This window comes from Stenotrophomonas sp. YJH_SMC_21, assembly GCF_059369555.1.
Genome location: NZ_JCAFSU010000004.1, coordinates 203,149 through 216,810 on the forward strand (window position 1 = coordinate 203,149; position 13,662 = coordinate 216,810).

General features: G+C 60.0%; 14 protein-coding genes. 11 read left to right on the forward strand and 3 right to left on the reverse strand.

The features are described from left to right. The first annotated feature begins 31 nt into the window (after positions 1 to 31). The 8 genes from AC5P67_RS08460 to AC5P67_RS08495 all read left to right on the forward strand — a co-directional run bounded on the left by AC5P67_RS08460 (position 32) and on the right by AC5P67_RS08495 (position 8,606). On the forward strand, positions 32 to 616 hold the full coding sequence (locus tag AC5P67_RS08460) for a hypothetical protein (RefSeq protein WP_024957517.1): 585 nt from the start codon (positions 32 to 34) through the stop codon (positions 614 to 616). A 295-nt stretch (positions 617 to 911) separates the two neighbouring features. Then, the gene (locus AC5P67_RS08465; protein ID WP_024957518.1) at positions 912 to 1,232 is read left to right on the forward strand and encodes a hypothetical protein; all 321 of its coding nucleotides are present in this window, start codon (positions 912 to 914) and stop codon (positions 1,230 to 1,232) included. Next, entirely contained in the window at positions 1,229 to 1,543 is a 315-nt protein-coding gene (locus tag AC5P67_RS08470; RefSeq protein WP_024957519.1) for a hypothetical protein, read from the forward strand. The genes AC5P67_RS08465 and AC5P67_RS08470 overlap by 4 nt, the downstream gene beginning before the upstream one ends. Continuing rightward, the gene (locus AC5P67_RS08475) at positions 1,540 to 1,923 is read left to right on the forward strand and encodes a hypothetical protein (RefSeq protein ID WP_024957520.1); all 384 of its coding nucleotides are present in this window, start codon (positions 1,540 to 1,542) and stop codon (positions 1,921 to 1,923) included. The genes AC5P67_RS08470 and AC5P67_RS08475 overlap by 4 nt, the downstream gene beginning before the upstream one ends. Beyond that, positions 1,920 to 2,402, forward strand: coding sequence for a hypothetical protein (locus AC5P67_RS08480; RefSeq protein WP_024957521.1), 483 nt, complete (start codon positions 1,920 to 1,922; stop codon positions 2,400 to 2,402). The genes AC5P67_RS08475 and AC5P67_RS08480 overlap by 4 nt, the downstream gene beginning before the upstream one ends. Positions 2,403 to 2,529: 127 nt before the next feature. After that, positions 2,530 to 4,185 (forward strand): site-specific DNA-methyltransferase, encoded by a 1,656-nt coding sequence (locus AC5P67_RS08485; RefSeq protein WP_197697521.1) that lies wholly within the window; start codon positions 2,530 to 2,532, stop codon positions 4,183 to 4,185. A gap of 2 nt (positions 4,186 to 4,187) precedes the next feature. Further along, on the forward strand, positions 4,188 to 6,833 hold the full coding sequence (locus AC5P67_RS08490; RefSeq protein ID WP_024957523.1) for a DEAD/DEAH box helicase: 2,646 nt from the start codon (positions 4,188 to 4,190) through the stop codon (positions 6,831 to 6,833). Between the two features lie 21 nt (positions 6,834 to 6,854). Beyond that, positions 6,855 to 8,606, forward strand: coding sequence for an ATP-dependent nuclease (locus tag AC5P67_RS08495; protein ID WP_024957524.1), 1,752 nt, complete (start codon positions 6,855 to 6,857; stop codon positions 8,604 to 8,606). A 107-nt stretch (positions 8,607 to 8,713) separates the two neighbouring features. Here the strand turns inward: AC5P67_RS08495 and AC5P67_RS08500 are convergent, their stop codons facing one another. After that, the gene (locus tag AC5P67_RS08500) at positions 8,714 to 9,442 is read right to left on the reverse strand and encodes a hypothetical protein (protein ID WP_024957525.1); all 729 of its coding nucleotides are present in this window, start codon (positions 9,440 to 9,442) and stop codon (positions 8,714 to 8,716) included. Positions 9,443 to 9,642: 200 nt separating this feature from the next. Continuing rightward, positions 9,643 to 10,371 carry a VRR-NUC domain-containing protein gene (locus tag AC5P67_RS08505; RefSeq protein WP_024957526.1) on the reverse strand — a complete coding sequence of 243 codons (729 nt, stop codon included), beginning with the start codon at positions 10,369 to 10,371 and terminating at the stop codon, positions 9,643 to 9,645. A gap of 510 nt (positions 10,372 to 10,881) precedes the next feature. Here AC5P67_RS08505 and AC5P67_RS08510 point away from each other — a divergent pair. Further along, a complete protein-coding gene (locus tag AC5P67_RS08510) occupies positions 10,882 to 11,385 on the forward strand; it encodes an H-NS family nucleoid-associated regulatory protein (protein WP_024957527.1) in 504 nt (167 codons plus the stop codon). A gap of 381 nt (positions 11,386 to 11,766) precedes the next feature. Here the strand turns inward: AC5P67_RS08510 and AC5P67_RS08515 are convergent, their stop codons facing one another. Further along, positions 11,767 to 12,120, reverse strand: a complete 354-nt coding sequence (locus tag AC5P67_RS08515; protein WP_076738368.1) for an HNH endonuclease — start codon at positions 12,118 to 12,120, stop codon at positions 11,767 to 11,769. 269 nt (positions 12,121 to 12,389) lie between these two features. Here AC5P67_RS08515 and AC5P67_RS08520 point away from each other — a divergent pair, with 269 nt between their 5' ends. Both AC5P67_RS08520 and AC5P67_RS08525 read left to right on the forward strand, forming a co-directional pair. Further along, on the forward strand, positions 12,390 to 12,887 hold the full coding sequence (locus AC5P67_RS08520) for a Csu type fimbrial protein (protein WP_077684466.1): 498 nt from the start codon (positions 12,390 to 12,392) through the stop codon (positions 12,885 to 12,887). A 116-nt stretch (positions 12,888 to 13,003) separates the two neighbouring features. Continuing rightward, on the forward strand, positions 13,004 to 13,660 hold the full coding sequence (locus AC5P67_RS08525; protein WP_024957530.1) for a fimbrial biogenesis chaperone: 657 nt from the start codon (positions 13,004 to 13,006) through the stop codon (positions 13,658 to 13,660). Positions 13,661 to 13,662: the final 2 nt, after the last annotated feature.

Sequence of the window (13,662 nt, forward strand, 5' to 3'; positions counted from 1 at the left end):
GTAGTGCAACCCATTCAAAAAAGGAGGCCTCATGCGCGCGTTGATTCTTTCTCTGGCCCTTGCCAGCCTGCTCCCCCTTGCCGCCAGCGCCGCCGAGCCCCGTAGCGATTCGGTCGCCGTTGCCGTCGGGGTGAATGCCACCGTGATCACGCCGCACACCATCGCAGTAAGGGTCACACACGCCTGGGAGGCGTCCCCCACGGAAACCGCCACCGGGGTTCAGTCCTTCGAACCCATGGAAGCGCCGGGCCGTGGCCCATACGCGGCTTACAACTCAATCTTGAAGAAGAACCCCGCAACACGCGAAAGCGTCACGCTGTGGGTGATTGACGAGGCGCAGCGCTACTACACGCTCCGAGTGACGTATGAGCGCGTCCCATGCCGCGACACGCGAAACAACGGTGTGGATGACAGCGTATGTGCGCTGCGCATCGCTGGCCGCATTCTGCCGTTCTACATGCAGGGCGACGAGCAGGGGGCTTTTGAGGTGGGGGATCAAGTTTTTCTCCGCTCCGAAGGGACCGCGCAGCCAGTGATTACAGAGCTTGAGGCAGCTTCCGTATCCGTAGTCATCGGTGCGGGCAGAGAAAATGTAGCCGTTGGAGGGCAGCGCTGATGGCAATCTATATTATTTTTGTTCCGGTTGGGGTCTTTGTCTGGGACGGCATGGGCTCTTTGCCCCGAGAACTTTTTGAGCTTCCTTTTGACAAAGTTGCTCTCATTTCGGGGGATACAGCGAGACAGATCCTAGATGGCATGGAATGTTCCGGGGTTGCAGGAGCATTGCCGAATGACGCCCGGTTGCACGCGAAGGTCGAGCTCCCAATGGCTTGGAATCTGAAGCCCAGCCAGTGGGGCCAGCCTCTCACCTTCCAGGCGCGCCCGCTGAGGAGTCGCGCGGGAGGCCGCCCATGGTGAGCGCGATCCTTCTGCTGACCCTGCTGAGTCTCATGGTCCTGGTCCCTCTCTGGACGTTTAAGCGCTTTGGCGATGCCAAGGCAGCTTGGCAACGGGTGAGGGGCGGTGAGCGAGACGCTCGCACGCACGGCCGCGTCGTGATCCATGGCGGGCTGTTTGGAGTTGGGATGGTGGTCATCGCCGCGTTCTTGGCCCAAGCCACCTTCAGCGTCTGGCACCAGCTCGCCACCGGGGGAGGCCTGTTTGTCCTCGGCACGGTCGCGGTGCTCTGTCTGCTGGCCTTTTTCTGGGGCAAGGGGAGGTCGCGCGGATGAGTGCGTTGACGATGCTGGTCCTTTCCATGCTGGTCCTTGCTGTGTTTCTCTGCTCGGCGGCGTTTCTCTCTTTTATGATCGCGTTGACTTACCCGACCGTAAAGCAATCGCTGGCCCTATTCTGCGCCGGGAAGCGCGACGCATCGCTCTACGTGGATTTCGCGATTTTTGGGGGGATCTTCGCGGGTTGCGTCCTCACGCTCGCATTCGGGGCGGTGGTAATGGCCCTCAACATTTCCAGCGCTGAGGACGCCGCTCTATACGCGGCCACCTTGCTTAGCGCGGGGCTGGGCTACTGGGTGGGCCGATGAACCGCGAGCCTTCCACCTTGTTTGCCCCAGGCGTTCTTCCCGGGCCTGACGGCATCGAGCTGCTCCCCATGCCTGCGGAGATCCAAGCCATCTACGACGCTGCCCAACGCAACACGCCTTTCAGCATGGACGTGGACGACGCCCTGGCCGCGCACCGCCAAACGTGTGGTGAGCGGGATCAAATCGAGCACGCCCGACGGGTAGACCCGTCCGATGCCATGCCCATCGACCCGGAGGCTCGTCGCCAAGCCTATGAACGTCAGCGGCGGTATGCGATTGGCGCCGGCATGACCGCAGGCCTGACGCTTGGGGCCATCGCCCAGGCGCTTGGTGTGTCACCCTCCGAGATTCAAGGCGACCTGGCGGCGATGGATCGATGAGTCCGCGCAAAGGCTTCCTCGGCGGCCGCTCCCCGGCCCAGGTTCAATCCTGGCTGGACGAAGGGGTGAGCCAGCGCGCCCTGGCCCAACGCCTGGGCGTCACCCACCAGGCCGTGAACCGCTTCGTCCGGCGGCACCGCCTGGCGGGCTCCGGACGGCAGGCGTTCCGGGACCGCCAAGCCCGCGAGCTCGCTGAGCGTCGCCAGCAGGTGCAGCGGCTGGTCCGAGCCGGGCTGACCTCGGCCGAGGTGGCCCAGCGCTTGGGCTTGTCGCCGGCCACCATCGGCCTGGACCGCCGAGCCCTTCGCTTGGGGCGTGTCCTGAAAGGGCCAGAGCACCGCACCTTGCGCGGGCTGGCCCTGGACCAGGTTCGGGCTCGCTTGAAGGAGGTCAGCCGGGCTCACCTGGCGCGGGAACTCGGGGTGAGCAGTTCCGCCGTCTATCGCTACTGCGGGAAGGTGGGCCTCAGCCGTCCGTAGCCGAGATGCTTCTTGGCCCGCTGGTCGCTAAGTGGCCCAGCATATAGTTCGCGATCAGGCCCCGATCACGGGAAGGTTATTTCGATCAATGGCTTAGCCGCCGTTAGGCTTTGGAGCATTGGCCGAAATGCACCCGCTGAACGATACTTGGAGCCTGTTCGAGGGGATGTATTCGATGCCGCTGCTCAACTGGTCCGACCGTGACGAGGACCTAACCCGTTCCGCCCTGACGCCTTACCGCCTCCTGGAGCCGGTGGTCAGCTTGTCCTATGGGGAGGTGGACTCCCCCAACATGCTGATCGAGGGCGACAACCTGGATGCGTTGAAGGCGTTGCTGCCTTACTACGCTGGCCAGGTTGGTTGCGTCTACATAGACCCGCCGTTCAATACCGGAGCGATGTTCCCGAAATACGACGACAACTTCGAGCATTCGATTTGGTTGTCAATGATGTATGCCAGGCTCGAACTCATCCACGAGCTTGTTTCAGAGAAGGGATCTCTTTTTCTTCATCTGGACGATAACGAGGTTGACTATGCGAAGGTGATGCTGGATGAGATTTTTGGCCGGTCCAACTTCGTCAACAGGATAACTATCGCTGCCCGCTCGCCTTCTGCATTTAGCACTGTCAATCCTGGTGTATTCAAAGCATCGGAATACATTCTTTGGTATGCGAAGGACAAAGAGAAGTTTGAAGACGTAAGTGCCCGCATTCCACGCGGTGTTGACTATGCCTACAACCTTTGGCTGGAGAACCGGGATTTGCCTGAGAGTGAATGGAGGTTTTCGTCTCTTGCCGATAAATATGCTGAGGTGCCGCGGAACGCAAGGATCAAACACCCTAAGTCTATTCTCCAGCACTTCGACAAGTGGGTTCTGAAGAACTCAAGCCAAGTCTGCCGCTTGGCATCCATTAGCGACTCCGGTGCGGGTCAGGCAATCGTTGATCTAAAGAAAGAGTCTCTCACTCGACCTGGTGAAGTTCTAAAGCTGGAGCGGGGCGAATCGCTCGATACGGTCTACATCTTGGACGGTCAGCAAATCCTTTTCTACAGCAAGAACGTTGTTGAGATTGATGGAGAGCCTGTCGCCTCCTCAATGCTTACGAATATCTGGAGTGATATCTCGTGGGAGGGCATTGCTGGCGAGGGCGGCGTGACATTTAAGAAAGGTAAAAAGCCCGAGCGGCTCCTGCGTCGTTGCATTGAGTTAACGACTAAACCTGGGGACCTTGTTCTCGATAGTTTTCTTGGAAGCGGGACGACAGCAGCAGTTGCTTTGAAGCTCAATCGCAGGTTTGTTGGTATTGAGCGAGGTGACCAGGCGCGAAGCCATTGCCAAGCGAGGCTTGTATCCGTTGTGGAAGGTGAGCAATCAGGTATTTCGAAAGAAGTCGGTTGGAAAGGTGGCGGTGGCTTTCGCTTCTACAAGCTCGGCGTGCCCGTATTCGATGACCAAGGTCACATCCGCGAGGGCATCAAGTTCGAACACTTGGCCGCCCACGTCTGGTTTGCCGAAACGGGCACCGCACGCTCCACACGTGCCTCGAAGCAACCGTTCCTGGGTGAGCACCATGGGATCGGCTATTACCTGCTGTTCAATGGCATCTTGGGCGACGAGAGCAAGACCGGCGGCAACGTGCTGACCAAGCGGGTGGTGAAAGGCCTGCAGCCATTTGACGGGCCCAAGGTGATCTACGGCGAGTCCTGCGACTTGCCCAAGGAGCGGCTGGAAGAGCTCCAGATCACCTTCAAGCAAACCCCCTACGACATCAAGGCACGCTAAGCATGGCTCTTTCTCTCAAGGTGTATCAGCAGCGGGCCTTGTGCAGCCTGGCCCAGTTCCTAGAAGACGCCAGGCTGACCGGCCCCGCATCCGCGTTTGAGAAGAACGTGGATGCCGGTCTGATCGCCCACTACAAGCCCATGCCGGGTATGGAAGCCTCGCCCTACGTCTGCCTTCGCATCCCCACTGGCGGCGGCAAAACGGTTATGGGCGCGCACATCATCCAGGCGGCAGGCGACGCCTACCTCGAGCGCGAGTTCCCGCTGGTCATGTGGATGGTGCCCACCACCCAGATCAAGACCCAGACGCTGGAAGCCTTCAAGAACCCCCGCCACCCCTATCGCCAGGAGCTGGACGAGGCGTTTGGGGGCAAGGTCGCGGTGTTCGACGTGGAAGACTTCACCCACATCCGCCCTGCTGATCTGGGAACCAAGGTCTGCGTGGTCATTTCGACGATGGCCGCGCTGCGCGTGGAGAACCAGGAAGGCCGCAAGGTTTACGAGCACCACGAAGATCTGGAGCCTCACTTCGCCGGCAGCGTGTCCGATTTGCCCTACTTGGAGCAGAACAAGGCGGGAAAGGCCATCGCGTCCTTTGCCAATCTGCTGAAACTTCACGGTCCGTTGGTCATCACCGACGAAGCCCACAATGCCAACACGCCCCTGTCCTATCAGGTCTACGAGCGCCTGGGTGCCAAGGTAGTGGTGGAGCTCACCGCAACCCCGGAAGCCAGTAAAAGCAATGTGCTGGTCAGCGTCAGTGCCTTTGAGCTCAAGGGCGCGGACATGATCAAGTTCCCAGTCGTGCTCAAGGAGCACGTCGGGCAATGGGAAGTCGCCGTGGGCAGCGCTGTGGCCCGCCGCAACGAGTTGGGCAAGACCGCGCTGGGCGAGCCGGATTACATCCGTCCCATCCTGCTGATTCAGGCTGAGAACGCCAAGGGCACTGCCACGGTCGAGGAGGTCAAGAAGCACCTCATCGACAACGAGAAGGTGCCCGAGAAGGCGATTGCCATCGCCACGGGCGATCAGCGCGAGATCGACGGCGTGGACCTGTTCGCCAAGGATTGCCCCATCGAGGTCATCATCACCAAGCAAGCGCTCAAGGAAGGGTGGGATTGCTCCTTTGCCTACGTCTTCTGCTCGGTGGCCCAGGTCAAGAGCGACAAGGATATCCAGCAGCTGCTGGGCCGCGTGCTGCGCATGCCGTATGCCACCCGCCGCAAGCAGGAGGTCATGAACAAGGCCTACGCCCATGTCACCACTGCGGCGTTCAATCTGGCTGCCGCAGAGCTCACCAAGTCGCTCATCGACATCGGCTTCAACCCTCTGGAGGCCGTGGGCGCGGTGCTGCCGGATCCCACACCTGGGCCCGGCTTGGACTTGCGAGGCGGCAAGGTCAATCCGGTTCCCGTGACGCCCAAGACCACCATTGCCGTGAGCAAACAACCGGATCTTACTGGTATCCCTGCTCGGGACCAGACCAGCGTTGTTTTCACTCCGAACGAGGAAGGCAAGGGCGGCTCGGTGGAGATCACGGGCGAGGTGGACGAGTCCACCGTGGAAGCGATCACCAAGGCTGTGCCAACCAAGGAGCGGGAGGAGGCCACGGCAACCATCGAGCGCCACCAGATCGCTTCCAAGGCCGTCAAAGCCCCCAGCCAGAACGGCGCAGTGTTCAGCGTGCCCCGGCTTGGGGTCATGGAGCAGGGCGAGCTGGAGTTCGTGGAGAGCGGCGCCACGCCGCCGGGCTTCACCTGGGACTTGCTGGCCTATCCCCCGGACTTGACAAGCCTCAAGTTCAATGCAGATAGCAAGACCTTTGAAGTCGATTTGGTGGAAGAGAAGGTCAGCTACACGCCGATTGATGACGACGTGAACACCTACTTGCCAGGCTTCGCCAAGGACCGCACACAGGCGGACCTGGTGGGCTGGCTGGACCAGAAGATCCGCGATCCAGCGGTCAAGCAGCCCGTGCTGCGGGAGTGGTTGCGCCGGTCCATCGGCGGGCTGTCCGAAGATCGCGGCTTCTCGTTATCCCAACTGCTCAATGGCCAGTTCGTGCTCCGACGGAAGCTCGGCGAGCAGCTTCAGATCGCCAAGGCGGAGGCGCTCAAGGATGGCTTCCAGCAGGCCTTGTTTGGTGCCGACGCCGACATCGTGGTCAGCGATGAGCCCGATGCCATGTTCACCTACCCCGCGGACATGACCCAGTATCCGGCGCACTCCTACTACCAAGGCGGCACGTATCGCTTCCGCAAGCACTACTACCCCTTCGTGGGCGATCTTCAATGGAAGACCGCCGGGGGCAAGGTGGGGGAGGAGTTTCTCTGCGCCCAGGCCATCGATCAGCTGGATGAGGTGGCGTTTTGGGTCCGAAACTTGGTGGACAAGAGCCAGTTCTGGATGCCGACGTCCAAGCAGCGGACCTACCCGGACTTCGTTGCCAAGCTCAAGGACGGTCGCCTGCTGGTCGTCGAATACAAGGGTGGCGACCGTTACACGGCGGACTCCGAAAAGGAGAAACGCATGATCGGGGAGCTCTGGGCCAGCAAGAGCAAGGGAAGGGGGATCTACCTCATGGCCCAGTTGAAGGATGAGAAGGGCAACAGCGTGACCGAGCAGCTGAAGGCAGCCATCGGGGAGTGACTTCATAACAGGGGGAAGGGAATGGCTGTCTATATTTCAGATCTCGATATTCGCAACTTTCGGTCGTGCGTTTCTACGCAGTTGCAGCTGACCGAGTTCACGCCACTCGTTGGGTTGAACAACTGCGGTAAAAGCAACTGCCTCACTGCACTTCAATGGTTGGTAAAAGGGGGGCGCTGGAAGGAGGAAGACTTCCACGATCCACTTCTGCCTATTGAGGTATCTGGCCGTCTCTATGGCATCGTCGAAGAAGACCTTGCCATGCTGGACTTGAAGCATCGAACAAGGATCGAGCCGCATGTGCGTGATGGCGTGCTTCGCATCCGAAAGCATCAGCAAGGGGCTGGCAGTGGCGTTTCACTGACCGTGTTGAACTTAGACACGAACGAGTGGGATCCAAATCCGACTGGCATTGATCAGGCCATCTCAGCTCTTTTCCCGGATCCAATACGGATCGGGGCTATGGAGGATGCGGAAGAGGATGCCAGTAAGGCAAAGACCAGTACGACGATTGGTAAGCTTTTAATAGACATGGTCGCAGCTATTCAAGAAAGGCATCAGGCGGATCTATCGCCGCACCTTTTGGCAATCGTTGGAATGCTTTCCGCTGAGGGTGCAGAACGATTTGAAGAGCTGGGGAGGATTGACGCCTCCATCAATCAAAAAATCGCCGATCTGTTCCCTGGGGTGAGCATCAAGCTGGATTTCCCCGTCCCTGTGTTGAACGACCTCATCAAGGCGGGAACCGTCAAGGTCTATGAGGGAGACGGAAAGGGCAGGGGATTTGGTTCATACGGGCATGGTGCCCAGCGCGCTATTCAGATGGCAATGGTGCGCCACCTGGCTGACCTCAAGCGAGGCGTTGCCATAGCCGGTGGAGTGACGCTGCTGCTGATTGATGAGCCCGAGCTGTTCATGCATCCCTTTGCTGTAGAGCAGGTTCGCGAAGCACTGAGGGCACTTTCCGCGTCGGGCTATCAGGTGGTCTTTTCGACCCACTCTGCTCAAATGATCCTCGCGCGCGACGCTAAAAATGCTTTGTTGATGACGAAGAAGCATCCGCAGGGGACCCAAGCAAGGCCCAGGCTTCAGTCGGTGGTCGAGCAGTTGGTTGCCGAGCCTACGCATCAGCTCCACCAGATCTTCAGTTTGACCAACTCTTCCCAGATGCTCTTCGCTGACAAGGTGGTCTTGACCGAGGGAAAGACAGAGCTCCGGTTGCTCCCCAGCCTCTTCAATGCAGTCTCCGGCAAGACCATGGGGCAGTCTTCGCTCGCGATTGTCGCGATGAGCGGCGTCTCGGATACCCAGAAGTCCATGGAGATCCTGGAGGCGCTGGGCCTTCCAGCATGCGCGATTGTGGACCTTGATTACGCGTTTCGGCAGGCCACCAAGCACGGTTTCCTTGACCCGAGCGACACTGATATCGCTACATGCCGCTCGATGCTAAGAACGATGGCGGACGAGGGTCAGATCACCTTGGACGAAGGGGGACTCCCTAAGAAGGGCCCCCAGGGCCCGGCCTCGAAGGCTTTCGAGCTTCTAGCGGAAAGAGTAGAAGCATTGCCGCACATCCAGGCACTCGTCCGAAAGCTTCGGGACAAATCGATCTGGCTATGGAGCCGGGGTGCCATCGAGCCTCATGTTGGGCTGACCGAAAAGAAGGAGCACGCCTGGCTGGCGTTCCAAGTGAAGGTCGAAAGCGATGGGGTGGATGCAGCATGTGCGGACGCAGCAAGCGTGCGAGAACTCGTGGAGTGGCTGGCTCGCTAACGTCCGCTAGCACGTTGGCTAGTCCACCGGCCCGGAGCGCTCGCGGAGCTTCTCGCAAGCGCGCTGGGCGGCATGACCATCGTTAGTCTGGCAGGGCGAATGTGAGTTTAGCCAACCCGTGCCGGCATGGCTTGGAGCGTGGCGTTCAGTTCGTTGCCGAACGCCACGATGAACTTGCTTTGACGGTTATGTTCTTTTCGCAGCGTCTCCAGCACCCAGCGGGCGGGATAGGATCTGTCTCCGAAGGTGAACTCGCCGAACTGCAAGCCATGTTCCTTTACCTGATCTATCTCAAACTTCGTTTGATAGGAAACTTTGATCAAGGATCGATGCTTGGAATGGTTGTTGAGGTCATCGATGTAGACGAAACTTTCGTCCGCAACGAGTTGGCTGTAGACCTCTTTCAGTGGCTCAGGAAGGCGTCTGTTCACCTCCTTTCGGGTGATGTCTCGCAAGCGCTGGATACGAGTTTTTTCATCCAAGTCCATTCCTAATGCCCAGTAGGCGAAGTAGGCCAAGTGGTCGGGGAGAGAGTGAAGGTTCTGGACGCAAGCAAATGCATGGGCGTGGGAAAAGCGAAAGTGTTCCCAGGCCCCGGGCTCGTCGTCTTCGTCAAATACGCCCAAAAAAACCAACATGGCCTCATCGCTGGTTCGGCCTTCCATCGGCTTCTTGATGAAATAGTTGGCTTGCCTGTAGTGGTATTCGCTGAAGTAAATGCGCTCATTGAGTGCCTGTAGGCAAGAACGCACCTTCTCTAACTGATCGCGGCCAAAGATTCGTTCGACCTGTCCACGCGTTTCGTCGTTATTCCATCGCTTCCTAACCTGGTTCATCCATTCACCCTAACTAGCTGGTCACACCTCGTAGTTTATGCCGGACACAATGCATCCTGCTTGACCGACCAAGCCGGTTTCCGGATGGGCTTGCTTGCCCTTTGGCCGCCATGCCGCGCCCGCGAACTCTTCCTTGGCGAGCCAAAGTCGGCGGGAGAGTGCTGCGGCCTGGTTTCGCGCGCGAGCGTCAATGCTGTGGGCTAGGGCACCGCTGGTGGCACCACGACATCAAGGAGCGTGAAGTCCAGGCCCAATGGGACGGCGAAGGTTTGGGCAATGACTTTCTGACTCTTGCCCAGCGAGTCGCCAGGAGCTTTGACCTCCACGAAGCGGAGCTGCCGTTCCCTCCACATCGTGATGTCCGGCCAGCCGCGGCGGTATTCGTAGGGGTTAGAGGCGAAAATGGTGGCAATGCGGTGAAGCAAATCAGAGCCGGCAACTTCAAACAGTTCCAATAGCATCCAGCGCTCCAGGCCGGGAAACACATCGAGAACTGACGAGGTGTCGGACGAATGCCCCCACGCCGTTTGCTCTATGTGTGGACCCCGAGACGCCATTTGGTCAAAGTTAGCCGCCACTTGACCGGCGGTTGCGCGGGCCAGATTCGTGAGCAACTCGGCAACGGTGTAGGATCGTCCGTAGGATGGTTCTGCGGCCAGCGTATAGAGCGCCTCGACGTAGCGCGTGCGCTCGTCGTATCCAAGGTTCTGGAACGACATGGCTTTGATGAGGGTCAGCAAAAGGCCGCCTTCGCCGCTGAACCCTCGCCATCCTTGCTGGGCGAAGTGGGACAGGGCCGCCTTTTCGACCGAAAGCGGCTGGCTCATTTGTGGGCACATCCACTGTTTCGGGCCGGGGCCGCATTTCAGGCGGACCTTCTCGTATCCAAACCCCGCCTTTTCGGCATTTCGCTGTCGGACCGTGATCATGTCTCATCTTAGCTCAGGGGTGACGATTGGAAATGCCTATCCCGACCAGCGCTGAAGGTGTGAGCGCCGCCGGGCGACGGTTAGCAGGGGGATTGATCATGAGATTGAAAGAAGTTTTGGCTCGTCGCTGCACTATTCGCCGTATGCCCACCCGTTATCGCCAAATATGAGGAGGTGAATAAGGCATCCGTCCAAGTCGGCACCGCGACGCCGCGGGGCAACTCGACGAGTCTCGAATGCAAGGCAGGCAGCCTGGCGATCGCCCAGCGCTACGGGAGGGGCTCGATGGCCGTTTCGATGACCAGCTAACACGCCTGAATCCAGTCCACCCGACCGCTAGGGGTCTTCTTCTAAAGCTTTTTGACCAAGAGCGTCGAGGCCGGACGCACGCTGATCTGCCGCACGAGGCTGGTTTCGGTGGATGGAAGTTGGCCGAAGGGCGCGTCCTGCGTTGGCCCTGGCTCCGCCGATGGGCTATAACCCTTGCTTGCCCTCAACGGAGTATTTGCCTTGGCCTTGACCACTCTTCAGTCGATCAACGCAGAAATCAAGCACCTCGAAGCCCAAAAGCGGCTGGTTGAGAAGCGCGATGGTGAGGTGCCCAAGGCGATTGCGGTGCTTCAGAAGTATGCGAAGGTTCTCAGCCCCGCCCAGCGTCGCCAGGTTGCCAAGCTCATTGGCGAGGCCATTGACGTCAAGCCGGCGCGTTCCCCGAAACCTTCTGTGGGGCCGCTGAAGGGCCGAAAGCTCGGCAAAGTCGCCCCCAAGTATCGACTCCCGACGGGAGAGACCTGGGCAGGCCGAGGGCTGGCACCCAAGGCTTTCACGGCATGGGCCAAGTCGGCCGAAGGCAAGGCGTGGGCGCAGGCCAACCCTGGGGCCAAGTTCCCGCCCGCCGCTGGCAAGGTGAAGAAGGCCGCGGCTAAGGGAGCTGCGAAGGTGGGCAAGGTCGCCAAGAAGGCAAAGCCGATTCGGAAACCTGCCAAGAAGGCCAAGGCGAAGCCGGCAGCTTAATCCCTGCACAAAGACCCTGCGAATGCCCGTGCCAAGGCGTTGGCCGCTGCACACGTGTTGCTCGAAATGGCCGACGGGACGCTCTTGCAAGGGGAGGCTGGAACGCGACTGCGCACCGAGTTTGGGCTTCACTGGTCCGCCTTGACGTGCGTCCAATACTTGTCAGGGAAGGACGCGGTCGCTGCATTGACCGCCCTTCCGAGCGATGGGAGCGAGCAGGGGCGGACGAAATCGGATCTCCTCCAAGCCGTGGTCATGGCCCTGGCGGTTGTCCGCGAGGCGCGAGGGAGTGGTTGAGGGAAGGTGTCTGCCAGCAAGCTGTCCCTGCGCCTTCAAGAGGTGCGAGCCGGCTCAAACGAGGGTTCGTAGAGCTTGATGAGGTCATACAGGAGCATGCGCAATCCCTGGCGGCAGTCTGGACCACCATCTTCCCACTGCCAGCCGCTTCTGAACCAAGGCCCGGAACGCTTCAGGGGAGGGAGCTGGTCCCGTTCGCTTGTGCCTGCACTGGTTGCATCGGGCATGCGCGGCCACCACATTCCCGGATACGTCTCGGCCCCCATCCTGCTGGGCGACCAGGTGCTCCGCGGTGCATTGAAAGGCTCGAGCCTTGCTGGGCTTCAGCCCGAGCTCTGAAGGAGCTGCGAGCCACATCGGCAGGCCGCAGTAGTAGCAGCGGCCGAACTGGGCATGGAAGGCAGACGTGCGGAGGGATTTGCGGCGTTTGGTCGTCATGGATGGCTCCGGAATCGAAAAAAGATTCCCGCGCCCCCATTGGGTGGACCTCGGGCACCCGGAGCCTATTGGCTATGCGGGCACAACACCGACGCTTCTGCGACCGGCGATTGCTTTTTAGCTCACTCGTGCCCTCGGTGCAAGCGCTTGGGTTGGCCCCTGCAACTCTTGTTGCCCGATCCTCTTGCGGAAATAGATTTATCGAGTATTGGTGAAGCAAGCCCAATCCGGGCCACTTTCCCTTTCCCTAAATCCGAGGAGGATTTTTCATGCGCAAGACCCTTTCTTTTTCTCTGGCCTTGATGGCCGCGTTTTCTGCCGCTTCGGCCTCCGCCGCCGACGTCACCGAAGACTTGATGATTTCTGCGACCGTGAACAACGAGTGCAGCCTGCTCGTGACCCAGCTGGGCGGCGGTGAATACAACGGTTTGGCGTCCGGCACGCAGGGTTATTCCAACGGCGCGTTGCTGGTTCGCTGCAACCAAGGCACCGCCTTCAGCATCGTGCCCGGCGACGGGTTGAACTACGGCGCCGCGATTGCTCGTCCCAATCACCGCGCCGTGTCCGATGGGGCCGGAAACTTCGTCGCCTACGGCCTCTTCAAAGATCCCGGTGCCAGCCAAGTGTGGGGCAGTGGGGCCGATGCTTGGGAGGGCGTGGGAACCGGTGAGCAGCAGATGATCGGCATCGGTTATGCCTTCTACGATTTGAACAAGGTGCCCGGTGGAACCTTCTCCGACACCATCGCCGTAACCCTGACTTATTGATCCTCAACCGTTTCCCTTAAAGCCCCCGGAAATCCTCGGGGGTTTTCTTTTGGGGGTGGGTTGACAACTTTGAATGTTTTGGTTGGATCAAAGGAGGTGATCGGTTTGGAGGAGTGATGTTGAAGCGTTTGTTGGCCGTTTCGTTGTGCTCATTGTTCGCCGTGCCTGCGTGGGCGGGCAACGTGTCGCTATTTCCCACAAGCATCGTGGCCCCGGCTGGAGAAAAGGCAGGGGCGTTGACCTTGGAAAACCATGGGGAAACCCCCGAGCGCTTTCAGGTGACGGTGCTGGACTGGTCCCAAGATCCCAGCGGGCAGGACGTGACCGGCCCCGCCAAGGCGGTGATCGCGGCACCGTCCATTGTCGAAATCCCGCCTGGGTCCCGCCGGGCCGTGCGGTTGGTGCGCACCCAAGGCATCGGCACGCCGGGCTACTACCGCGTGCTGCTGCGCCAGTTGCCCCAGCCGTCCACGGCGGGCCAGGTGCAGTTGTTGATCCACCAGAACCTGCCGGTGGGGTTTGAAGACGCCAAGGCCGGTCCTCCGGTGCTCACGGCCCGCTTCACCGCCGACGGCCTTCTGCTGACCAACACCGGTTCGACCGCCGCGCGCCTGATCGCCGTCGGTCCTCAAGGCATGCCGGCATGGCGCGAAGGGGCGTTGGGATGGGTATTGCCGGGGCAGAGCAAGCACGTGGAGCTCAAGCCTGGTCTCAAGGCGTCCACGCTCTCAATCACGGTCAACGGGGCTCCCGTCGTCGTCCCCGTGAACTGAGG